Genomic DNA, 23786 nt, shown 5'->3' with positions numbered 1-23786 from the left:
GTTGCTCTTCCTTTTATTGTCTTCGGAATGATCAAAGCTTCGTCTTCATCGCTTCAATATACGTTTCGATGCTGTGATTCTTTACAATGGAGCCTTTGCGTAGCAGGAATTGGGATGGAGTAAGAGTATGTTTGTAGTGCCAAGTCTTCTTGGAAATGGGTCCTGTCACTTTGGTTGGCGGGACAAAAGGAACGATATCCGCAAGATTTACAAAGCGGATGGAGGCTGGTACATGTTGATTGAACTCTTTTGCAAAAGAAGGATTTCCCGCTCTCGGAGCAGCATAGCTGTACATATAGATGGAAGAAAAATTGGAATTAATGGAGCAATCCAGCGCATGAAGTGCTGCAAGCGCCCCGCCCAGACTGTGGCCGGTGATAAAAAGTGTTTTATCTTTGGATAGAGGGGCCAAGCCATCCAGGACATCCTTTCGGAAGGATTCATAGATGGAGAGGAAGCCGCCGTGGACAAGTGGTTTTGCGGGACAATACGGAAATGCTTCCTGGTAGATTTCTGCATCAGAGATCCAATCAGGGTCTGTTTGAGTGCCTCTGAAAGCAACGATGACGGTTTCATCCGATTCCATAATGAACCCAAACCATTCCAGACTATGAAAAGAAACACCTTTAAATTCTTTCACCACTTTAAAACCATATGGAACGGAAAATATCCCGTTCTGGAGGTATTGGTCATAAGCCATCTGGCAGCACTCCGCCAAAAAAACAGCCCATTCCTTAGAAAGGATATCTCGGGTATACATTTGTCATATCCCTCACTTTACAACAAAAATCGTGATAGTGGTCTATGATAATGTATTGAGTGCTTCCAAAATGGTGCACATTTATCGATAAAAAAAGCAGAAGTGTCACTTCTGCTTTTTTTATATTCACCCTTCTGTATATGGATCCTTTTCATAGGCTGGCAGATCACCGAATGAGGTCATGGTTCCTTGTTCATCAAGGGCATCTTCATATGCTTCATGTTTTACCGAAGGATATACCTTAATGTTCTGGCCATACATATCTGTTCCAATGAAATTTTCGTAATCCTCGACATAGCCTTCATTTTCTTCACTTTCTACATAGGCACGTCCATAATGTTCGATATCCTCCGAAAAATCGGACGGGGATTCTGAAGTTCCATAGCTTTGGACAATCTGCCACGTATCCTCAGAATCAAAGGATGTTCCTTCTGATTCATCATATTCAAATCTTCCATATGCCGGGGCTAGCACTTCCTCTTCTACAGGGCGGTTTTTTGAAACAGCCTGATCAGGACTATGCTCCTTGCAGTACGTTGTAGTTGGCAGCGCTTCGAGACGTTCTTCGTTGATTTCTTTTCCACAAGCTTCACAGATCCCATATGTTCCATTTTCCATCGCTTGCAGCGCATGATCTATGTCCTGCAGTTCTTTTTCAGCATGTTCATTCAGGGCGATATCCTTTTCACGCTCATAGAGCTCTGTCCCAAGGTCACCGGGATGATTGTCATAAGCGGATAGCTCGCTTACGGTTTCGTATGGATGCTCAATTTCCAATTGATAATGGTCATTTTGATCCAAATGAGCCTTTACGTCTTGTTTTGATTGTTCCAGCTGTTGTTTTAAGTGAGTAATTTTTTCATGGGAAATCATAATGGAGACTCCTTTCAAAATCCTGTCTATTTGTATTATGAACCTCCCACGAAAAAACATGATTTCCAATTAGTGAGCATATAAAAAAGGTCCACACAAAAAATGTGTGAACCAATGTTTATTTAGAATCAGACAAAATATCCAATTACCAAACCGATTCCGAGGAGAAAACCGAAAATGGTATTGGTCTGTGCAGTTGCCACCATTGCAGGCATCATGGTGACATTGCTTTTGTTGTTCGAAAAGCCTTTTATGGCAGAAAGCGGCTTGACAATGGACAAGAATACTAATAATGACCACACTGATGCGTAGTCCAATGCGATAAAGAGCACAATAAGTGTATAGGAAATGATGAACATAGCCGCAAGCAGTGTGATGGCGTTTTTACGCCCAATCAGGATTGCCACCGTTTTTCGGCCGTTCTCCTTGTCGCCTACAATATCACGTATATTGTTTGCCAAAAGAATAGCCCCGACAAGGATGGAGATTGGGATGGAAATAAGCATGCTTGTCGAAGAGACTGTCCCAGTTTGAATATAGAAAGAAATAAGGATGATCACAAATCCCATAAAGAAACCTGCTACAATTTCTCCAAATGGGGTATAGGCAATAGGGTAGGGACCACCTGTATAAAAGTATCCCGCTGCCATACAGGCTGTACCGATTGCAGCAAGCCACCACGTACTATTCAGGCAGATGTATACACCGAGCAGTGTGGCAATTCCAAAGAAGATAAAAGCCAATTGCAAAACAGTCTGCGGCTTGACTCCATGCCGCACAATCGCGCCGCCGATCCCGACTGAATTTTCATTGTCCAAGCCTTTCCTGAAATCGTAGTATTCATTGATCATGTTCGTTGCTGCCTGTATTAAAAGGCTTGCCAATAGCATGGCTAAAAACATTGGCCAATCGATGACCGTTTCATAAAGGGCGAGCGATGTACCGATAAAAACCGGAACAAAAGCTGCGGTTAATGTATGTGGACGCAACAGGTTCCACCAGACCTTCCATCTTTTTTCGGAAGGTGATTGAATACCGGGTTGTGAAGAAATAGTCTGAGGCTGCATGATGACCCCTCCATTGTATGATTGAAAAACGGAAATGTTATATTATAAATACAGTATAAGTGTATGTAAAGGGACAAAGGGTGTCAACGGTTTTTCATAAGAAATAAAGGGAAGATTTAACATGCTATAATAATAATGAAGATAGTTGAAAATATAGGGTCATTTTGTTGACATAAAAAGGTTTTGAGGTGTATCTTAAAGGAAGCTATTCGAGAGACAAAAGTCTTGCGGTATCAAGGCCTCGGGGGGAGTCTTACATGATTACAAAGCAATATCATCATATAGTGGGTTTATGGGAAGAGGCAAAGGTGAAAGCAGCTTCCATAAATCAACCGGTACTTATCAGCTATACAAAAAAGGTGGATCAGTTGCATCCCCTGCAATTCTTTCAAGCAGGTGCACATTATTTTCCTGGACAACGTTTTTATTGGTCCAATCCATCCAAGAGCCATGTCATGGTTGGAGCTGGTGTCACGAAAGAATTTACAGCGGGTGGGAATGAAGAAAGATTTCACCAAATTGAAGAAGAATGGAAGCGTTTCACCGAACAATCGGTGAGAAATCAAGAATCGCAGCTTATAGGACCAGTCATTTATGGCGGCTTTTCCTTTGATCCAAAGAAGGAAAAGACAAAGCTCTGGAGCAATTTTGCGGATGCCCTGTTCGTGCTTCCGACCATCATGCTTACTTCCATAGATAACGAAACGTATTTGACCATCAATTATTGGAGCGACTGCGAAGAGTCACATATACAGGAGCTTATGAGTATAAAAGAAGAGCTGATTGAAGGAGGCTCTTCTATTAGGCATGCATATGCACCAGGGATTGTGAAATGTTTGGAGATGGATCCGAATGATTGGAAGGAATCCATTCAAACCGTCACAAACCGGATTTCTGATGGAGTAATGGAGAAAGTCGTCCTGGCCAGAGAGCTTAGGGTGCTGTTCCACGACGAAATCAATGTCGATCGTGTTTTGGAAAACCTATTGGAAGAACAGACGAATAGCTATCTTTTCACTGTTGAACGGGGAACGGATTGCTTTATTGGTGCAACGCCGGAGCAATTAGTGAAAAAGGCTGGCAATGAAGTGCATTCCATGTGTTTGGCTGGTTCGATAGGGAGAGGCGCCACTTTGCAGGAAGATGAGAAGTTGGGGAAAAGCCTATTAACTGATAATAAAAATATTCATGAACATGAGCTTGTCGTTCAAATGATCAAAAGTGCCCTGCAAGAGGTATGCCTTGATGTTACAACACCAAATGAGCCGAACCTCTACAAGATGAAGCATATCCAGCATCTTCACACACCCGTGAAGGCCAGTACAGATAAGGAAGTAAGTCTGGCTGATCTGGTGAATCTATTACATCCAACCCCGGCACTTGGCGGCTATCCAAGGGAAATATCGATGGAAACGATCAGGGAAGTGGAAAAAATGGACCGTGGCTGGTATGCAGGACCACTTGGATGGATGGATGCGCAGAATAATGGGGAATTTATTGTGGCAATCCGTTCAGGGCTGCTGCAGGGCAAAGAGGCATCCCTGTTTGCAGGATGTGGGATTGTCGGCGATTCTGATCCTGAGAGTGAATATCGTGAAACACAAATGAAATTCAGACCAATGTTATCTGCATTAGGGGGCATCAAGGAATAATGAAAGCATCAGACGACATGACATATTATCTTGCGGCTTTTGTAGACGAACTGGTACAGAGCGGAATGACGGATGTAGTAATCAGTCCAGGATCCAGATCTACCCCTATTGCATTACTGATGGCAGAGCACCCAAAGCTTGAGGTGACAGTTCTTATTGATGAACGCTCTGCTTCTTTTTATGCACTTGGGCTGGCAAAGACATCTGGAAAGCCGGTGGCAGTACTTTGTACGTCGGGTACAGCGGCAGCAAATTATTATCCAGCTATTGTGGAAGCGTTCCAGGCACGAATACCTTTGTTGGTGTTAACGGCTGATCGACCGCATGAACTTAGGGATATCGGTGCACCGCAAGCGATTGATCAGATTAAAATGTACGGAAACTATGTGAAATGGTTTGTGGAAATGTCCTTGCCGGTTGATGAGCGGTCGATGATCCAGTATTCCCGGACCATGGCGGCTAGAGCAATTGGAACTTCTGTAAGTGCACCGGGAGGACCAGTTCATTTGAACTTTCCACTCAGAGAGCCGTTGCTTCCGAATCTGCAGGCAGAAGACCTTTGGACCAAATATGGGGAAGCGAATGGATCAATTGTCGATGTTCAAGTAGGCAGCTATACGATTACTGAAGAACGTGCGGCATTTTTTGCACAGCTTTTCTCGCAAAAGAAAAAAGGAATTATTGTTTGCGGAGAAATACCTGTCAGGTCGGATTTTTCTGAACTGGTAACAGAGCTTGCAGAATCACTTCAATATCCGATTTTTGCAGATCCTTTGTCCGGCTTGCGGGCAGGCTCACATGCCAAAGATATGATATGCGAAGGATATGATGCATTTTTAAGAGAAGAAATGGTCAAAGAAGCATTGGAGCCAGAGGTCATTATACGATTTGGATCCATGCCTGTTTCCAAGTTTCTGACGCAATACATAGCTCGAGCATCTAGTGCGGTTCAAATTGTGATTGACGGAGACGGTGGATGGCGCGATCCGACCCTGCAGGCAAGTTTTATGGTGCACTGCAAGGAGGATGTGTTCTGCCAAAAAATCCTCCCATTACTTGCGCAGAGAAAAGAATCTTCTTGGCTTCAGGAAATCATATCAGTAAATCAACGCACAAAGAATCTTCTTTCCTCACCTGTAAAGAGTGAAAACCTGTTTGAAGGGAATGTCATCACGGAGCTTCAAGCGCTGCTTCCGGAAGGATCGGCTATCTTTGTAGGCAATAGCATGCCAATTCGGGATGCCGATACTTTTTTCCTTACAGATGATAAGGACATAAAGGTTTTGGCCAATAGAGGCGCAAATGGAATTGATGGAGTAGTATCGACCGCAATGGCAGCAAGTAAAGCATTTAAGCGATTGGTTCTGGTGATAGGGGATTTATCTTTTTACCATGATATGAATGGTTTGCTTGCGGCAAAACTTTTAATGCTTGATGTGACGATCGTTCTGATCAATAACAATGGCGGCGGAATTTTCAGCTTCCTGCCACAATCCAAAATCGAGAATCATTTTGAAGCGCTGTTCGGTACACCTATGAACATGAATTTTGAGCATGCAGCAAAACTGTATGATGCGGGCTATTCTCTTGTAGAATCATGGGAAGAGTTTAGAAGTAACTTCTCGGAATCCTTGTCACATAATGGATTGCATATCATCGAGGTTCCGACAAATCGTGAGGAAAATGAACAAGTGCATCGTAAATTGTGGAAAAGTGTTTCCCAGGAAATTAAAATGTCATTAAGTCGTGAAATATGATGGAAGTAAATGGTGTATCTTATCATTTGGAGACGATTGGAAATGGGCCCAAAAAGCTTCTGTGGCTACACGGATTTACAGGAAAGGGCAATAACTTCAAAGAAGCATTAACTTTTTTCGAAAACCATGACGAGTACACTTTTATTTTATTGGACTTTTTGGGTCATGGAAACAGTTCCATTCCAGCAGATTCCGGGCGTTATTCCATGGAGAATACAGTCGAGGATATCAGAGCGATTTTAGATGAAATGCAAATCACCAAAATCTTTCTGGTAGGTTATTCCATGGGGGGAAGGGTCGCACTTGCCTTTTCAGCAACATATCCATCCTACGTGGAAAAACTTGTTCTCGAAAGTGCCTCTCCAGGATTAAGGAAGGAAGAAGAACGCCTGGATAGAACCAAGGCTGATAAACGATTGGCTGAGAGGATCCTGCATGACGGATTGGAAGCGTTTGTGGAACATTGGACGAACATCCCGTTATTCCAGACACAAAAGCTGCTTTCCGAGGATAGGCAACTTCAGATAAAAGAACAGCGGCTCCAGAACTCACCCATTGGATTAGCCAATAGTCTTTCAGGGTTGGGAACCGGATCGCAGCCATCCTACTGGGAACGTCTTGAAGATTGCAAAATCATGGTCCTGCTGCTCGCAGGGGAAGACGATAAAAAGTTTGTCTTGATTGCAGAAAAAATGGAAAGACTCATGAAAAATGCTCAATATGTTAAAATAAGTGGAGCAGGACATGCAATTCATGTGGAACAACCAAGAAAGTTTGGTAAAATAGTAAGTGAGTTTTTGTCGAATTGAAAATATAGGGAGGAAACAGACATGGCAAGAGAGTGGATAGCAGGCCCTAAACAGTATGAAGATATTTTATATGAAACATATAATGGGATTGCAAAGATTACTATCAACCGTCCGGAAGTACATAATGCATTCCGTCCTAAAACGGTCATGGAATTGATTGAGGCATTTGCCTATGCCCGTGATGACGCGAGTGTTGGCGTTATCATCTTAACAGGTGCAGGAGACAAAGCATTCTGTTCTGGTGGAGACCAAAAAGTTCGTGGGCATGGCGGATATGTTGGGGAGGATGAAATTCCTCGCTTGAACGTATTGGATCTTCAACGTTTGATCCGCGTGACACCTAAGCCTGTAGTTGCGATGGTAGCTGGCTGGGCAATTGGAGGGGGACATGTTCTTCATATCGTATGTGATTTGACGATTGCTGCAGATAATGCCCGCTTCGGTCAAACCGGCCCAAAAGTGGGAAGCTTTGATGCTGGATATGGCTCCGGTTACTTGGCACGTATTGTTGGACACAAAAAGGCTCGTGAAATCTGGTACCTATGCCGTCAGTACAATGCACAGGAAGCATTGGATATGGGGCTTGTAAATACAGTGGTACCTTTGGAGCAATTGGAAGATGAAACAGTTAAATGGTGTGAAGAGATGCTTGAGAACAGTCCAACTGCTCTACGCTTCCTGAAAGCGGCATTTAACGCAGATACTGACGGATTGGCTGGTATCCAGCAGTTCGCTGGTGATGCAACATTACTTTACTATACAACCGATGAAGCGAAAGAAGGCCGTGACGCGTTCAAGGAGAAGAGAAAACCAGACTTTGGTCAGTTCCCTCGCTTCCCTTAATGATGAAAGTATGGGGGCAATTTAGAAGCATGGTGCTTTTAGATTGCTCTCCTTTTTTATATTACAAGATAGTGAGGTGCTGAATGTGATGTTGGTTCCCAATTTTTTGTTGAAAAGAGCAAGCCTCACTCCCAGTCGAATTGCGATTGAAATGGACCAACAAAAGCTGACTTTTGCGCAACTGAACGAGCGGTCCTTAGATATTGCTTCAAAGCTCTATGCTAATGGTGTCAGAACTGGTGACGCTATTTCGGTATTCATGAAAAATAGTTTGGAAATGGCGATTCTTCTTTTTGCATTAAAGCATATTGGCGCGATAACTGTTTTACATAACTTAAGACTGACTCCTAATGAGCTGGCGTTCCAACTAAAGAACTCCAGGTCAAAATTGCTGGTTACAGATGCAGAGAAAGTGAACCCACTGCTTAAAGTTCTGGTCGTGGAGGAAGGCGGCATCATCTCGATGGACACTCTTTCTCAATGCGAAGCAGGTCCGTTCCCACTCGTGAAGGAATTTCAACTTGATTTAGTGGATACAATCATGTACACAAGCGGAACAACCGGTCAGCCAAAAGGGGTGAAGCAAACTTACGGGAATCACTTTTGGAGTGCATCAGGTTCGGCACTGAATCTTGGGCTATATGAAAAGGATGCCTGGCTTGCCGCCGTACCATTGTTCCATATTAGCGGTCTGTCGATTTTGATGCGTGGAGTCATCTATGGGATGAGGGTTGTGCTTCATGAGAAATTTGATGCTGAGAAAGTAAATGAGGATATTATGAGTAAAGGAGTAACCATTGTTTCAGTGGTTAGTACCATGCTGCAGCAGCTTTTGGGTGAGTTGGGTGAAGAAACGTATCCAGGAACCTTCCGATGCATGCTGGCTGGCGGAGGTCCAATTCCATTGCCTATGCTAAAGGAATGTGAGAGGAAGAGGATTCCTGTGTTTCAGACATATGGGATGACAGAGACATGCTCCCAAATTGTAACGCTCTCTCCGGAAGCGGCACTTTTGAAAATCGGGAGTGTGGGTAAGGCCCTTTTTTCCTGCCAGGTAAAAATAGTTGATAATGAGAATATGGAAGCTCAGGTGGGACAGGCGGGAGAAATAGTGGTGAAAGGTCCGAATGTCTCGCCAGGCTATTTTCATAATGAGGAAGCGACGGCAAAAGCCATCAAGGATGGGTGGCTGCATACAGGTGATATCGGGTATTTGGATGAGGATGGATTTCTGTATGTCCTAGATCGCAGAAGTGACTTGATAATTTCAGGTGGGGAAAATGTGTACCCTGCTGAAATAGAGTCTGTACTCCTGGCACATCCCTCCATACAGGATGCTGGGGTGGGGGCGATGGAAGATGACCGTTGGGGACAGGTCCCTGTGGCATTTGTGGTGCAAAAGAATCCTGATTTCACCGAAGAAGACATACTAGATTTCGTCTCACAGCGATTGGCAAAGTATAAGGTGCCAAAAAGGATTTTGAAGGTGACTGAATTGCCCCGTAATGCGGCTAATAAACTTGTACGCAGAAGGTTGATGGAATACATGCCTAAGCCAGGTTCTACTAGGAGTCATGATCATGAAGATTAAGCAAATCGAGATGTTTCTCACCAAAATGGAGCTGTTACAACCTTTCCGTACTCATTCGGGAACGGTATCCGACCGCGAAAGCATCCTCCTGAAAATGACGGACACGGACGGAGTCAGCGGATGGGGAGAGGTTGTGGCATTCTCCTCCCCCTGGTACACCGAAGAGACGATTCAAACATCCTGGCATATGCTGAAGGACTTTTTTATTCCCTCGCTTTTACAAGAGGAATGGGAGCATCCAAGTGAAATACATGATGCATTGTTGGTTTGGAAGGGAAATCCGATGGCAAGAGCGGGAGTAGAAATGGCAGCATGGGATCTTTTTGCGAAGAAAGCAGGGAAATCCTTAGCAGACTTTATTGGTGGAACTCGTAAAAAGGTCGAAGCAGGTGTGGTTGTCAGCGTGGACTCACCCAGCAGCATGATTGAAACGATTGCCTTGCGTGTGAAGGAAGGCTATAGGCGGGTGAAAGTGAAAGTCGATCCCGGATATGATTATGAATTGCTGCACGCAATCAGAAGTGAATTTCCGAAGCTTGCTTTAATGGCGGATGCGAACTCTGCATATACGCTTGATGATTCTGAGAGATTAAGGAATCTTGATGAGTTTCAGCTTATGATGATCGAACAGCCGCTTGCCTCAGATGATATTGTGGAGCATGCGGAGCTGCAACAGCAGTTAACCACTCCAATCTGCCTGGATGAAAGCATCGTTTCCTACAAGGATGCTGTGAATGCCATCAAGCTTGGAAGCTGTCAGGTGATCAATATAAAGATTGGTCGAGTCGGCGGCCTTACAAATGCCATCCGCATTCATGACCTCAGTAAGCGGAATGGCCTGCCGGTCTGGTGTGGTGGGATGCTGGAAACAGGCATTTCAAGATTGTTCAATATTGCCCTAGCTTCCTTGCCAAACTTTACGATTCCCGGTGATATATCCGCATCCTCCCGTTATTGGAAGAAGGATGTCATTGAGCCGGAGGTAGTCGTTACAGAAGGAAAAATAACCGTCCCCACATCACCCGGAATAGGTTATAGAGTGAACGAGAGATATATAAGAGACATAAGTGAAACAACAAAATCCTTCAAAAAAGAAGACATATAAAACCGAAAGCCCCTGAGCTCCTTGGAGATATAGGGGCTTTTCGTATCTACACCAACCTATTAGTTTTCGACATGAATGGTCATTCCCCTGCCAGGGCCAGACCCCCCCAAAAAAGTTTTCAAAAAACTTTGCTTGACAAAAGTTTGCTCAGGGTTTAAGTTTTGTATTAGGGAAACATTTTGAGATGAAGCTCAAATTAGTGAGCTTGTCAAAAACAATGACACATTTTTTCTGGAATCCGCATAGATTAAATTGGAATCTGGTGAAAGTGTGTATATTTTTATCAAAAAACTTGCGTTAGAGAAACATTTGTTGCTATACACAATTTTATGAGGGAGAGGGATTATAATAATGAAATCTATGTTTATGAAATTTTTACTTCTTGGGGCCATCAGTTTGGGATTGACTGCATGTTCAGGGGCAGCAACAGGAAACGATAGTGGCAAATTGAAGGTCACCACCACTATCGCACAAATCGGGGACATTGTTGCAAACGTGGGAGGAGAGCATGTGGAAGTGGAATCATTAATGGGACCAGGGATTGATCCCCACCTTTATCAAGCGTCCCAAGGTGATATCGGTAAACTGAGCAAAGCGGATATCATTTTTTATAATGGCCTACATTTGGAAGGGAAAATGGGAGATATTCTTGAGAAAATGTCTAAAGATAAACCGACTGTAGCAGTGGGAGAAAAAATTCCTGAGGAACTTCTTCTTACAGCAGATGGCGATACCACGAAGAAAGATCCGCATGTATGGTTTGATATCACTCTATGGATTCATGCAGTGGAGGCGGTAACGGCAACCTTGGTGGAACAGGATAAGGGTAATGCGGCAACCTATGAAGAAAATGCTAAAAAGTATATAGAAGAATTAAAGGAATTGGATGCCTACGGTAAAGAGAAGATTGCATCCATTCCCGAAGAAAGCAGAGTGCTTGTCACCGCTCATGATGCATTCAAGTATTTCGGTGAGGCGTATGGAATGGAGGTTAACGGTTTACAGGGGCTGAGTACGGATGCGGAATTTGGATTAAGGGATGTCCAGAGCATCATTGATTTATTGGTAGAAAGAAATGTAAAGGCGGTATTCGTGGAAAGCAGTATTTCAGAGGATTCCATCAACGCAGTTGTAAAAGGTGCGGAAAGCCGCGGCCATACTGTAGTCATCGGTGGGGAATTATACTCTGACGCCATGGGTGAAGCCGGTACAGAGACAGGAACATATCTGGGAATGTTCAAACATAATATTGATACAATCGTGGAAGCCCTAAAATAAGAAGGTAAGGTGAACATCATGGAACCAGTAAAGATTGAAAATCTGACAGTGGCATACCATCGGAAACCAGTATTGAAAGAAATTAGCTTCACCGTTCCTGAAGGAAAGCTTATCGGCATCATCGGTCCGAACGGTGCAGGTAAGTCGACCCTTATCAAGGCAGCGCTGGAACTGATTCCGAAAGCTTCAGGAAGCATCTCGATCTACGGTAAGCCATATCGATCACAGAGAAAGTTGATCGGCTATGTTCCTCAACGCGGTTCAGTGGATTGGGATTTCCCTACGAATGCGTTGGATGTGGTGCTCATGGGAAGGTATGGACACATTGGGTGGATAAAAAGACCGAGCAAGAAAGATATAGAATTTGCTTACGAATGCCTGGATAAAGTCGGAATGAGAGATTATGCAACAAGACAGATCAGTCAGCTTTCAGGTGGACAGCAGCAGCGTGTATTCCTGGCAAGGGCACTTGCTCAGGATGCGAGCATCTATTTTATGGATGAACCATTTGTCGGGGTGGATGCAGCTACGGAAAAAGCGATCATCACCATCCTGAACGAGTTGAAGTCACAGGGGAAGACCGTATTGGTCGTCCATCATGATCTTCAAACCGTCAAGGAATACTTTGATTGGGTGCTGTTAATCAATTTGAGGAAAATAGCGATAGGACCGACGGATGAAGTCTTTACGATGGAGAATTTACAAAGAACGTATGGCGGCCGTCTTGCATTTCTTGATCAAAATCAGGCAATCGTAGAACAGTAGGAGTGACAGAATGGATACGATACTTTATATGCTGAGAGATCCAAATGTTCAATGGGTTCTATTAGGGACAGTATTGCTTGGCATTGCGAGTGGGGTGCTTGGCAGCTTTGCATTGCTTAGAAAGCAGAGCTTGCTCGGAGATGCCATGGCGCATGCAGCACTTCCTGGAATATGTATTGCCTTTTTGCTATATGGGGCGAAATCCATGTCCTGGTTCCTGATAGGTGCCGCGATATCGGGACTGATTGGAACCTATTGCATACAGGCAGTAATCAAGCATTCAAGAATCAAAGAGGATACGGCAATCGGGCTTGTACTTTCCGTCTTTTTTGGAGCGGGGATTGTACTGCTTACTTATGTACAGCATCATGGGAAGGGAAATCAAGCAGGTCTTGATTCCTTTATCTTCGGGCAGGCAGCCGCAATAGTTGGAGTGGATGTGCAAATTATCAGCACAATAGCGTTTGTCCTGATTTTTATCACTTTCCTCTTATTCAAGGAATTAAAGCTTATCACGTTTGATTCTCAATTCGCCCAAGGCTTGGGAATGCCGGTAAAATGGCTGAATGGCCTCCTTATGACCTTGATTGTAGGAGCGGTAGTCATTGGTCTTCAGGCGGTTGGTGTAATTCTGATGGCAGCGATGCTGATTACTCCGGCTATAACTGCGAGGTATTGGACAGAAAGATTAGATCACATGGTAATTCTAGCAGGCTTGGTTGGTGCGATATCAGGCGTTTTCGGGACTCTGTTAAGTACTGTATCCAGAGGGATGCCGACAGGTCCTCTTATTATCATGGCTGCGACTATTTGTTTTATCTTTTCTTTAATGTTTGGAACAAAAAAAGGATTGGTTCCAAGAGCAATCAAACAGATGAAAGTAAAGAATCAGATTACATGCGAGAATGTCTTATCGTCCTTGTATGAACTTTCGGAAAAATCTTTATTGAATACAGAAGGCAAGTCAATGGGAAGCTTTTCTCTCGAATCAGTCCTTGATCTAAGACCAACACATACAATGGTCTTGCGGAAGGTATTAAAAGAGCTTAGACAGAAAAAGCTGATATTCATTGAAGACAATGGATTTATTGGATTAACTGAAAAAGGGCTGAAGCATGCCCATGGAATTGTCCTCAAAAACCGTCTCATGGATATGTATCTCATGTTTGAAAGTAAGTTTCCTGAATCCAATTGGAGAGAAGGCAGCACGGATCTATTGGATGGACCGAAGGAAATAGTGGAGGAACTGCGCTCTTTACTAAAAGATTTCGGAAAAGATCCGATTGCTTATCCGCTTTATGAGGCAAAGTGCAAAAGAAATTCAACTGGGCTTCAATCCATCTTGAAAGGGAGTGCCGGTCCATTATGAGTTATGAAGGATGGATTATCTTAACAGGCTCGCTTGTAGGTATCACAAGTGGAATCACCGGATGTTTTCTTATATTAAGAAAAATGGCGATGCTGGCTGATGCTATCAGTCATACCGTCTTACTTGGAATCGTTGGGGCATATCTGGTGTCCAGCAGTCTAGAAGGCATATATATGTTCGTTGGAGCCCTTGTGGTGGGACTGCTGACCGCTTTCTTTGTTCAGCTTCTCCATTCATCCGGTGTGCAATCCGATGCAGCAATTGGTGTAGTTTTCACTTCATTGTTTGCTTTGGGGGTCATCCTCGTATCGATGTATGCAGGAAAGATCCATCTGGATGTGGATCATGCGTTGATGGGAGAGATTGCATTCGTGCCATGGGATACCTTCGTTTTTGCGGGGATGGAGCTTGGACCTAAAGCAGTCTGGATGCTCGGAACGGTTCTCATCATTAATATCGCATTGATTGTATTCTTCTATAAGGAGCTGAAAATCTGTGCGTTTGACCCGGAAATGGCAGCAGCAATCGGCATACCGGTCATGTTCATGCATTATCTTTTGATGGGGATGCTCTCCATCACCACTGTCGCATCGTTTGACAGTGTCGGGGCAATTCTGGTCGTGGCCATGCTGATAGCACCAGGAGCAAGCGCCTATTTGCTCACCGATAGATTGAGTGTGATGCTGGTATTGAGTGCGGTTATAGGAATAGCTTCTGCTGTGCTTGGGTATTATTTTGCTTCCTTCTATAATGTCTCCATTTCCGGATCTATGGCAATGATGGCAGGGGTATTGTTTGTTCTTACTTTTTTCCTGTCACCAAAGCACGGAATTGTGATGAAGTGGATATTCAGAAGATCTTTAACTAAAGAATCTCTATAGGGTGCAGGGGATACTGCTGAAAATTACCTAATAAAGAGGACTAGGGGCAAATGACCCTAGTCCTCTTTTGGTTTCATCTTAATGTGAAGGTTCAAATGTTTTGCAATCCGTATCCTTGCTATCATGTGCCGTGTTTCCTTTGTGGCTTACTACATAGATAGCATCAGCGTTACAACGGTTTCCTTGTCCCCAGAAGTTGCAATTTTCCACTTCGCATAAAACCTCAACATCTCTAGCCATTGTCTCGTCCTCCTTTTGTTGTGGCCCTGTATACCCGCTGTTGATTTCCGCACTAGGCGCAGCGACCCAAGGGGCGGTGCTGGAGCCTCCTCAGGCTTCGCCTTGCGGGGTCTCCAGCCTACCGCTACCTCCCGCAGGAGTCTTCGCCTATTGCTCCAATCAACAGCTATTGTAGAAATAACTCTATTCTTTAACAGAACCTATGTGTAGAAGATACCTTCTTAATTTCTCCTCAGTTGCAAATCCCATTCTTCCTTTTTTAGGGAATATCATAAATCATGAATAATTTCAATATTTTATTGACAAAGAGAATCATTCTCAATTATTATAGATTCAACAAGAGAGAATCATTCTCAATTAAAATGTGATGAAAGGGTGTAAAGAGATGACATCATTGATGGTAGTAGGGGCAGATCATTTAGGGAATATTCAGGACAAGTTGAAGACTTTCGGTTTCGAGGATATTGTTCATGTGGATGGAAGAAAAGTGCAGGTTGTGAAGCGTTCCATTCCGGATCACGTAGATTTAATACTGGTATTGACGGATTACATAAATCATAATTTGGCAAAAGTCATCAAGCAGAAAGCGAAGGAATGCAACAAGCCTGTGTACTACTGTAAAAGGTCCTGGAGTTCAATTCAGCAGACATTAAGCAGAGTGTAGGTTAGCATCATCATATAAAAAAGCCAAGAGGAATCCCCTTGACCTTAATTTTCACTCTTAATATAGCGGTCATCTTTCATAAACAATCGCCAAAAGTAAATGAAACCAGGAAACAGAATGACAAAACCGACTATATAGGAAATGAATAGCGCCCGAAATGAGGCTGGATCTGTAAATCCGTTCTCGATGGTGACGTTAGGATAGATGATGAACGGCAAATGTGCCCGCCCGTAAGCGTAGCTTGCTAAAGCGTATTGGATAAATGCCGAAACCACAGCAAGTCTCGGCAAACCGGTCCAGCCCTTCCTATTATCAGGTAACACGAGAGCGACACCTGTAACGACAAACATGCCAGCAGAAATGAACAGCCACACCAGATAATCCATCATCCCATTAAAAAGCCAGCCCGCCTCATATCGCATGGTAATCATAATCAACAATGCCCCGAACAGTGAAACTGGACCAAGAATCAGGGCATCCCGGCGATAGATTTCATAAGCATCTTTATCATTTGCCACTTTAGAAAAATCAGCAAGCAAAAGAGAGGACAGGAATAACGTACTGCTGATTGCAAATAGGATAAAGGATAGGGCATGTGGACTTGCCAGCAGTCTGCCAAGCATCAGCCTATCCACTCCATCTACCGTATCAACATATCCACCGTGTGTGACTGGCAGTACAAGAATAAGAAAAGCGGGAATCAAAAATCCGGTAATACCTGAAATATAGGTTAACGGCTTTTGATAGTCCTCGACAATATGGGAAAAAACAAGAAAACCGCTTCGGACTGCCAGAAGCAGTAAAATGATGCTTCCTGGAATCAATAATACCGTTCCCAATGTATAGGCTGCACTCGGAAAAAAGCTATAGATAGCTACCACAACTGCCACGATAAATACATTGGTCACCTCCCAGGTCGGAGAAAGGTAGCGGTTTGCGATATTGGTCGCGTTCGTTTTGTTATTTTTTATATAAAGCATCGACCAGAAGCCGGCACCGAAATCCATGGTGGCCATTACCGCATAGATAAAAATGAACCCCCAGAGTACAGTAATAGCGAGTATTGCATCTGTCATAAGATCAGTTCCTTTCTAAACTTGAACCCCGGAATTGGAAGGAGGAAGCTCATTCAGTTCGTCCTCAAGTGGATGCCGCTTAAAATAGTGGCGAAGCACCCATATCACTGCTACACCTAGTAGTAAATAAATAAACGCAAAAGCGATAAAAAGAGCTGCAAGGTTCTGATTTCCTGTTACTGCTTCTTCCGTCAACATGACACGGTAGATCACCCAAGGCTGACGGCCGGTACAAGCAAATATCCAGCCAAATTCTATGGCGAGCATTGCCAGTGGGCCAGCAGCTACAAAAAGCCACATTAGCCATTTAGGAAAAGTGGGCTTTTTCAAAATCTTGCTCCAAAAGAATCCTACAAGAGATAAGAAAATCAGCATTGTACCGATTCCCACCATTCCGTTGAACAGCGTGTGTACAAATAGTGGAGGCCAGTACTCCTCGGGAAAATCGTTCAAGCCGACAACAACTGTATCAAAGCGGTCATCGGCCAAAAAGCTCAGCGCCCAAGGTATTTCAATGCCCCATTTGACCTCCTGGGTTTCACGGTCGGTGAACCCGCCAACAGACAAGGGAGCGTAGCCTTGAGTCTCAAAAAGCCCTTCTGCAGCTGCAAGCTTTTCCGGCTGATATTGATGCAAGAGCTGAGCGGATTCATGGCCATTTATTGCGGTCATGAAAGAGAAGATGCCCCCTACTACCAAGCCCATTATCAATGCCTTTCGATGAAATTTGTATACTCGTTCGTTATGCTTGTTGCGAAGCATTTTATAGGCAGAGACAGAGGCAATGACAAAAGCTCCTGTCATGAATGCGGATACCGCCACATGAGCAGCAGTGACGATAAAACTAGGGTTGAAAAAGGCAGCCCACGGGTCGACATCGACTATTTCCCCATTTTCAATACGAAAGCCTGCTGGTGTCCCTTCAAATGCATGCACATTAGTAATTAATACAGCCGAAGCAGCAGCCCCAATTGTCACTAAAGTCACACTGAAAATCCGCATCCAAGGTGATATGCGATCAGCTGCATACACATAGATGGATATAAACAGAGCTTCAATGAAGAATGCATAAATTTCTATTTGAAAAGGAAGTGCCATCACTTTACCGATTACTTCCATAAAGCCCGGCCATAAGAGGGAGAGCTGGACACCTGCAATAGTACCTGTTGGAATGGCCACACCTAATAGAACGGCCTTTGCCTTTGTCCATCTTTTGGCCATTACGGCATATTCCCGATTTTTTGTTTTCTGGTACATCAATTCCGCAATCAAAATCATAAGCGGGATACCGACTCCGAGTGTCGCAAAAATGATATGAAATCCCATCGTCGTTCCAAAGAGGGATCTTGCAATAACTACATCATCCATAAAGATACTTCCCTTCGCACAAATCTGTTCCTATCTTCTCCCAGTTATAGTCCACATTTTTCCACAAAATATGCATTTTTTTCTAAAATTAGTAGGTTTCAATAGAATGATTGATAAGAGAAAAGAATGATAGTATAATTAAATCGTAACAATTACGTTTTGTAGTAATGATTATTTTCTTTCTTTTTATTTTCTCTATATAATGGGTATTAGAAACGTAAGTCTATTGGAAGGGGTGCATAGTATGAATACGAAGGTACCGGTGTATGTAATCAGTGGATTTTTAGGAAGCGGAAAGACAACCATACTTTTACATATGATCAGTCATTTTAGAAATACCGGAAAAAAGCCTGGTATCATCCTGAATGAACTAGGTGATGAAAATGTAGAAAACCATCTTTTTGAAGGACAGCAGGTGGTGGAACTTTTAAATGGATGTATTTGCTGCACAATCCAGGACGATTTGAAAACAACCTTAAAAGGTTATATAAATGAAGAAATTGACGTTCTGTTGATTGAGGGGACTGGTGTTGCGAACCCATTGGAAATCAAGGATGTCCTCCTCGATCCGTTGTATATGGACCATTTTGAATTGCAATCCATGATAAGCCTCGTCGATGCGAGTCATTATATGGAGTATCAAAGCTTTTTTAACAGCTCCAAGGAAATAAGGGCCCTGTTAAAGGAGCAGGTGACCTCGGCAAATTTGCTGGTCCTAAATAAAATCGATTTGGTTTCTGAAAAAGAGTTGAACAAAGTGGAAGCCAAGCTGGCAGATGAATTGGACAATCATGTTCCGATATACAGAACAAGCTTCGGTGAAGTTCCATTGGAACTGATGCTTGAGAAACGATTTCATGTCAGGGAGGTCTCCCACTCCCATTCCACTCATGAACATACTCACCAACATCACCATCATCATATTGAAGCAACAAAGCTGAGAGTGGAGAGCCCTGTTAAAAAGGATGTGCTGGAAAAACAGCTGAAAAAGCTATCAAAGCATGTTATCCGAGCCAAGGGGATCATTCAGCTTGCAGACGATTCAGGATATTTTGAGTTTCAATATGCTGCAGGACAGTTGCGGCTCAACAAAATAGAAGAACCGAATGGAATAACCCCTACGGTTGTTCTAATAGGTGATAAATTGGAGCCGGATAAAATGGAGAGGTTCTATAAAGAGCTGACAGAACAATAAAATGGCATGAAAAAGCCCCAACTTTTTATTGATATAAAAAGTTGGGGCTTTTTTGATTTAAACTCTCCCCTGTTGATTGGAGCGCAAGGGGTGAGACTCCTTGAAAATGCAAGCATTTTCTGCGTGCGATGAATCGCTTCCGAAGCCATCCTTGTCCTGCGGGAGCAGCGTGTCAAGGGAGACCCCACAGGCGCAATTGCGCCGAGGAGGCTCCCGAGGCCGCCCGCGGAAAGTGAACTCCTGGAGCGGAAATCATCAGGGTGTTTAAAGTAGGCACTAAATTTTCAGGCAAACGAAAGAAAAAATAGTCAATTAGTTCAATGCTTTCTCCAAGGTTTCCAAATTCTTTCTCATCAAGCTGAAATAGTCTTCATCATTTTTCACATCTTCTTCTGTTGCTGCTTCAAGGTTATGCAAAGTTAATGCTTCCGCTTTTATTTCATTCTTTACTACTTCCGCAATTTTACCGCTGATATTCTGATCGAAAATAACATATTGAATGTTGTTTTCTTTTGCTTTAGCTATAATTTCGGTTAATTGCTTCTGAGATGGCTCCTGTGTTGGAGATAAACCATTTACACTGATTTGCTCCAGGCCATATTGCTCTTCCCAGTAGCCATATGCTGCATGAGAAACCAGTATCTTATTAGTCTTGGCGGATTCCATTGTTTCTTTATATTCCGAATCCAACGCTTCCAATTCCTCTTTTAGAGATTGAAAGTTAGCCTCGAAATCTTCCTTTGCCTCCGGCTTTAATTCCACCAAAGCATTTTTAATATTTTCCGCTAGAGAGATAGAAAGAGTAGGGCTTAACCACACATGTGGATCTCCATCAGCGTGATTGTGTTCATCTTCCTCGTGAGCTTCTTCTTCATGTGAGTGCTCATCCTCTTCGTGAGCGCCTTCCTCATGTGAGTGCTCATCCTCTTCGTGGGCTTCGTCCTTATGTGAGTGCTCATTTTCTTCGTGGGCTTCATCCTCATGAGAGTGCTCATCTTCTTTAAGTAATTCAATGCCTTTTCCTGCAGCTACGACCTTTACTTCTTCATTTTCCAACACATCTTTTGCCTTATCCGCAAAGCCTTCCACCCCAATACCGGTGTAGATGAAGGCATCAGCAGAAGCCATCTCACTCATGGTTTTCGTGGAAGGTTCAAAAGTATGTGCGTCTGCACCTGGAGGATAGACGGATTTTACATCTACATGATTTCCTCCAATTTTATTCGAGAAATCTTCCAAAGGAAAAATGGTTGTATACACTGTTAGTTTTCCTTCAGAGGATTGGTTATCCGAATTACAACCAACTAAAAATGTGAAAAACATAAGTATTAGAATGGATAAAATCGATTTATTTTTCATAGTTGTTCTCCTCTCATTGAGTATCCTTGAACATTATATCGTAATTATTACGATTTGAGAACTAAAAAGGAAATTGATTAATAATTTTTATTACTCTGTAACAAATGCGGGTATCGGATCATGTAATTTTGTCCAGTCCTCTAACATCTCTTCTTCAGTAAGTAGGCATGTATCCAGTGAGTCCTCTAACGCATCTCGATCTAGATCAAATCCGATAAAGACTAACTCAGTCATTCTATCGCCATAAGTATCATCCCATTTGGCCAAAAGCTCAGGTTCTTCACTTAACGTCATTTCCCTCTCCATTGCACTATAAGCTGCTACCCAAAGCCCAGCCGCCTGAAGCATGATGGAGGCGCCAGCCTGTGATAGCAATCCAGCCATGTCATTTCTTGTAGCCAGCCAGAAAAATCCTTTAGCACGATCCACATTTTCCGGCCAATTTTCCAGCCAACTCATGAATCTCTCAGGATGGAATGGCTTTTTCCTCCTGTATACAAAGGAAGTTATTCCATATTCTTCAGTTTCCGGAATATGCTCTTCATTCAATTCCTTGATCCAACCCGCTGCCTGGCTTGCCTGCTCGAAATCAAACAGGTTTGTATTAAGTATGCTTTGAAGATCAACCTTGCTGTGTGCTGAAGGAATGATTTTCGCTCTCGGATTCATTTTACGCAGAAACGCTTCCATATCTTTCACATCTTCATGATCGAGGAGGTCTGTCTTATTCAATAACAGGATATCAGCGAATTCAATTTGATCTATGAGCAGATCGGAAACCTCACGAGTGTCGTTTTCGTCGGTTCCCTCCATACGATCAAGCAGACTTTCACCGGAATTGTAATCTTCAAAGAAGCGGAATCCATCCACGACAGTAATCATCGCATCAATATAGCATTTGGAGGTCAAATCGATATTAAATTCCTCATCTATATAAGTGAATGTCTGAGCAACAGGTATCGGTTCACTGATTCCGGAAGATTCAATAACGATATAATCGATATTCCCTTCATCTACTAGTCGTTCTACCTCTTTCATCAGATCCTCACGCAGCGTACAGCAGATACAGCCATTCTGCATTTCCACGAGCTTTTCCTCTGTCCTTGAAAAGCCGCCGTTCTGGACGAGTGCCGAATCTATATTGACTTCGCTCATATCGTTCACAATAACAGCGATTTTTAAACCTTGCCTATTGGATAAAATATGGTTAAGCAAGGTGGTTTTTCCAGATCCTAAATATCCGCTGATCACGGTAACTGGTATTTTGGGCATTATAAACATCCTTTCTCATGTAAAACGTAATCTTTACGATTTGAACATTCTTAATGATACAAGAAACCATTGCTTGTGGCAACTCATTTTAATTGTCAGAATCGAGTTTTTTTGTCATATTGGAAAGAGACATAAATTTTTATTGCGAAAGAAGGTAATAGGATGAAATTGCTGAATGAGATATTGGAACATAATCGCACATTTGTAGATAGTGAAGAGTACGTCAAATTCCAGACAACAAAGTTCCCCGATAAAAAGCTAGTCGTATTATCATGTATGGACACTAGGCTGATTGATCTTTTGCCAAGTGCAATGAATGTAATGCATGGGGATATGAAAATTGTCAAGAATGCGGGTGCTCTGGTATCCCACCCGTTCGGAAGTATCATGAGAAGTATTTTGGTTGCCGTTCTGGAACTTAATGCGGACGAAGTAATGGTCATCGGCCACCATGATTGCGGTATGGGAAAAGTGAATTATGAAACGATAAGAGAAAAGATGGAAGCTAGAGGAATAAAGAAGGAAACGATCGATGACCTGAAATACGCGGGAATTGATGTGAAAACTTTCCTGAAAGGCTTTGACAGTGTTGAGGAAAGTGTCCGAGAGAGCGTCGATATGATTGCGAACCATCCGCTGATGCCCCAGGGGGTTCCTGTGCATGGACTTGTTATAGATCCTAACACAGGGAAGCTTGACTTGGTTGTAGATGGCTATAAAACGCTTTAAGCCTTCTCCTTCTTTTCCGGAACATGGTCGATTCCGCCCGGATGAAACGGATGGCACTTCAGTATTCTTTTTATAGTTAGCCATCCTCCTTTAATAGCACCGAAGCGGCTGATTGCCTCCATCCCATAATGGGAGCAGGTCGGATAGAACCGGCAAGTCGGCGGTGTTAATGGAGATATGACCTTTTGGTAAAATCGGATTAGCAAAAGAAAGATATGTTTCATATACTGTCACCTCAGAATAGATTATAGCGGATTTTTCCTGGAACGGAAAAATTTATTAAATCCATATAAATCAGATGAATTTAATTGGAATTAAATATATGCTATAATGAGTGTAACTTATCATTAAGGAGATGTTTTTATGCCTTCAGTTGAAAGCTTTGAACTAGATCATAATGCAGTAAAAGCTCCATATGTCCGTCATTGTGGCGTGCACAAAGTAGGGACAGATGGTGTTGTAAATAAATACGATATCCGCTTCTGCCAACCGAACAAACAGGCAATGAAGCCTGATGCCATCCACACCTTGGAGCATCTGTTGGCGTTCAATATCCGTACTCATTCGGAAAAATACGACCATTTCGATATTATCGATATTTCACCGATGGGCTGCCAGACCGGCTACTATCTGGTTGTCAGCGGTGAACCAACAGTTGATGAAATTGTTGACCTGATGGAAGATACGTTGAAGGATGCGGTTCAGATTGAAGAAATTCCTGCGGCTAACGAGAAGCAATGCGGCCAGGCGAAGCTGCATGACCTTGAAGGTGCAAAACGCCTGATGCGTTTCTGGTTGGAACAGGATAAAGAAGATCTTAAAAAAGTGTTTGGTTGATAATGAGAAAAAAAGATGGCCCCAGGGTCATCTTTTTATTTTTAGGCTCTGTTATTGAGTATTATTGATTTCCTAAGAATCTAGCTGTTGATTGGAGCAATAGGCGAAGACTCCTCGAAAATGCGAGCATTTTCTTCGTGCGATGAATCGCTGCCGAAGCCTTCCTTGTCCTGCGGGAGGAAGGGACAGGGGGAGACCCCGCAGGCGAAGCCGAGTTATCATGAACAAAACTAGCTCCTTACTCGTAACATCGTAGGTTAACTGGGTAAAGGTAAATATGAGAACCAAAAACCCAA

The 23786-nt window shown here is 43.1% G+C and carries 23 protein-coding genes; 14 read left to right on the top strand and 9 right to left on the bottom strand.

All coding sequences use genetic code 11. The features are described 5' to 3' along the window. Positions 1–31 precede the first annotated feature (31 nt). From ACFVAD_RS23275 to ACFVAD_RS23265, 3 genes are all read right to left on the bottom strand, one after another. Positions 32–760, bottom strand: a complete 729-nt coding sequence (locus tag ACFVAD_RS23275; protein ID WP_386646045.1) for a lipase family protein — start codon at positions 758–760, stop codon at positions 32–34. 126 nt (positions 761–886) lie between these two features. Next, positions 887–1633 carry a TraR/DksA C4-type zinc finger protein gene (locus tag ACFVAD_RS23270; RefSeq protein ID WP_386646042.1) on the bottom strand — a complete coding sequence of 249 codons (747 nt, stop codon included), beginning with the start codon at positions 1631–1633 and terminating at the stop codon, positions 887–889. A gap of 128 nt (positions 1634–1761) precedes the next feature. After that, on the bottom strand, positions 1762–2700 hold the full coding sequence (locus tag ACFVAD_RS23265) for a 1,4-dihydroxy-2-naphthoate polyprenyltransferase (protein ID WP_386646039.1): 939 nt from the start codon (positions 2698–2700) through the stop codon (positions 1762–1764). A 257-nt stretch (positions 2701–2957) separates the two neighbouring features. Here ACFVAD_RS23265 and ACFVAD_RS23260 point away from each other — a divergent pair, with 257 nt between their 5' ends. The 10 genes from ACFVAD_RS23260 to ACFVAD_RS23215 all read left to right on the top strand — a co-directional run bounded on the left by ACFVAD_RS23260 (position 2958) and on the right by ACFVAD_RS23215 (position 14750). Beyond that, positions 2958–4352: an isochorismate synthase gene (locus tag ACFVAD_RS23260; RefSeq protein ID WP_386646037.1), complete on the top strand. Its 1395-nt coding sequence runs from the start codon at positions 2958–2960 to the stop codon at positions 4350–4352. Beyond that, complete coding sequence (menD, locus tag ACFVAD_RS23255) at positions 4352–6109, top strand: 2-succinyl-5-enolpyruvyl-6-hydroxy-3-cyclohexene-1-carboxylic-acid synthase (RefSeq protein WP_386646035.1); 1758 nt, start codon at positions 4352–4354, stop codon at positions 6107–6109. Before ACFVAD_RS23260 ends, menD begins: the two co-directional genes overlap by 1 nt. After that, on the top strand, positions 6106–6918 hold the full coding sequence (menH, locus tag ACFVAD_RS23250; RefSeq protein ID WP_386646032.1) for a 2-succinyl-6-hydroxy-2,4-cyclohexadiene-1-carboxylate synthase: 813 nt from the start codon (positions 6106–6108) through the stop codon (positions 6916–6918). The genes menD and menH overlap by 4 nt, the downstream gene beginning before the upstream one ends. Before the next feature lie 21 nt (positions 6919–6939). Continuing rightward, the gene (gene menB, locus ACFVAD_RS23245) at positions 6940–7761 is read left to right on the top strand and encodes a 1,4-dihydroxy-2-naphthoyl-CoA synthase (protein WP_386646030.1); all 822 of its coding nucleotides are present in this window, start codon (positions 6940–6942) and stop codon (positions 7759–7761) included. Between the two features lie 88 nt (positions 7762–7849). Next, the gene (locus ACFVAD_RS23240) at positions 7850–9352 is read left to right on the top strand and encodes an o-succinylbenzoate--CoA ligase (protein ID WP_386646027.1); all 1503 of its coding nucleotides are present in this window, start codon (positions 7850–7852) and stop codon (positions 9350–9352) included. Further along, positions 9342–10457, top strand: a complete 1116-nt coding sequence (gene menC / locus ACFVAD_RS23235; RefSeq protein ID WP_386646025.1) for an o-succinylbenzoate synthase — start codon at positions 9342–9344, stop codon at positions 10455–10457. Before ACFVAD_RS23240 ends, menC begins: the two co-directional genes overlap by 11 nt. 351 nt (positions 10458–10808) lie before the next feature. Beyond that, on the top strand, positions 10809–11735 hold the full coding sequence (locus tag ACFVAD_RS23230) for a metal ABC transporter solute-binding protein, Zn/Mn family (RefSeq protein WP_386646022.1): 927 nt from the start codon (positions 10809–10811) through the stop codon (positions 11733–11735). Positions 11736–11753: 18 nt separating this feature from the next. After that, positions 11754–12500, top strand: a complete 747-nt coding sequence (locus ACFVAD_RS23225; RefSeq protein ID WP_386646019.1) for a metal ABC transporter ATP-binding protein — start codon at positions 11754–11756, stop codon at positions 12498–12500. 10 nt (positions 12501–12510) lie between these two features. Continuing rightward, on the top strand, positions 12511–13869 hold the full coding sequence (locus ACFVAD_RS23220; protein ID WP_386646016.1) for a metal ABC transporter permease: 1359 nt from the start codon (positions 12511–12513) through the stop codon (positions 13867–13869). After that, positions 13866–14750: a metal ABC transporter permease gene (locus ACFVAD_RS23215; RefSeq protein ID WP_386646014.1), complete on the top strand. Its 885-nt coding sequence runs from the start codon at positions 13866–13868 to the stop codon at positions 14748–14750. Before ACFVAD_RS23220 ends, ACFVAD_RS23215 begins: the two co-directional genes overlap by 4 nt. 78 nt (positions 14751–14828) lie before the next feature. Here the strand turns inward: ACFVAD_RS23215 and ACFVAD_RS23210 are convergent, their stop codons facing one another. Then, positions 14829–14990 carry a DUF1540 domain-containing protein gene (locus ACFVAD_RS23210; protein ID WP_386646012.1) on the bottom strand — a complete coding sequence of 54 codons (162 nt, stop codon included), beginning with the start codon at positions 14988–14990 and terminating at the stop codon, positions 14829–14831. A gap of 385 nt (positions 14991–15375) precedes the next feature. Here ACFVAD_RS23210 and ACFVAD_RS23205 point away from each other — a divergent pair, with 385 nt between their 5' ends. Then, positions 15376–15654, top strand: a complete 279-nt coding sequence (locus tag ACFVAD_RS23205) for a DUF2325 domain-containing protein (RefSeq protein WP_204418226.1) — start codon at positions 15376–15378, stop codon at positions 15652–15654. A 44-nt stretch (positions 15655–15698) separates the two neighbouring features. On the opposite strand, the gene ACFVAD_RS23200 is transcribed toward ACFVAD_RS23205, so the two are convergent. Next, entirely contained in the window at positions 15699–16730 is a 1032-nt protein-coding gene (locus ACFVAD_RS23200; protein ID WP_386646011.1) for a cytochrome d ubiquinol oxidase subunit II, read from the bottom strand. Between the two features lie 15 nt (positions 16731–16745). Then, complete coding sequence (locus tag ACFVAD_RS23195; protein ID WP_386646009.1) at positions 16746–18098, bottom strand: cytochrome ubiquinol oxidase subunit I; 1353 nt, start codon at positions 18096–18098, stop codon at positions 16746–16748. A gap of 244 nt (positions 18099–18342) precedes the next feature. Here ACFVAD_RS23195 and ACFVAD_RS23190 point away from each other — a divergent pair, with 244 nt between their 5' ends. Then, complete coding sequence (locus tag ACFVAD_RS23190) at positions 18343–19293, top strand: CobW family GTP-binding protein (protein WP_386646006.1); 951 nt, start codon at positions 18343–18345, stop codon at positions 19291–19293. Positions 19294–19605: 312 nt separating this feature from the next. Here ACFVAD_RS23190 and ACFVAD_RS23185 read toward each other — a convergent pair whose 3' ends face one another. Continuing rightward, positions 19606–20652, bottom strand: a complete 1047-nt coding sequence (locus ACFVAD_RS23185) for a metal ABC transporter solute-binding protein, Zn/Mn family (protein ID WP_386646003.1) — start codon at positions 20650–20652, stop codon at positions 19606–19608. 90 nt (positions 20653–20742) lie between these two features. Next, the gene (locus ACFVAD_RS23180) at positions 20743–21924 is read right to left on the bottom strand and encodes a GTP-binding protein (RefSeq protein WP_386646001.1); all 1182 of its coding nucleotides are present in this window, start codon (positions 21922–21924) and stop codon (positions 20743–20745) included. Positions 21925–22086: 162 nt separating this feature from the next. Here ACFVAD_RS23180 and ACFVAD_RS23175 point away from each other — a divergent pair, with 162 nt between their 5' ends. Next, entirely contained in the window at positions 22087–22653 is a 567-nt protein-coding gene (locus ACFVAD_RS23175; RefSeq protein ID WP_386645997.1) for a beta-class carbonic anhydrase, read from the top strand. Here the strand turns inward: ACFVAD_RS23175 and yidD are convergent. Next, positions 22650–22877 (bottom strand): membrane protein insertion efficiency factor YidD, encoded by a 228-nt coding sequence (gene yidD, locus ACFVAD_RS23170; RefSeq protein WP_386645994.1) that lies wholly within the window; start codon positions 22875–22877, stop codon positions 22650–22652. The genes ACFVAD_RS23175 and yidD overlap by 4 nt on opposite strands. Before the next feature lie 139 nt (positions 22878–23016). On the opposite strand from yidD, the gene ACFVAD_RS23165 reads away from it, so the two are divergent. Continuing rightward, on the top strand, positions 23017–23490 hold the full coding sequence (locus tag ACFVAD_RS23165; protein WP_204418218.1) for an S-ribosylhomocysteine lyase: 474 nt from the start codon (positions 23017–23019) through the stop codon (positions 23488–23490). Positions 23491–23786 lie beyond the last annotated feature (296 nt).

The organism is Sutcliffiella sp. NPDC057660, assembly GCF_042800035.1.
In the GTDB taxonomy this organism is placed as follows: domain Bacteria; phylum Bacillota; class Bacilli; order Bacillales; family Bacillaceae_I; genus Sutcliffiella_A.
Note: the sequence above shows the minus strand (reverse complement) of the source record. Positions and strands in the feature narration are given on the sequence as shown.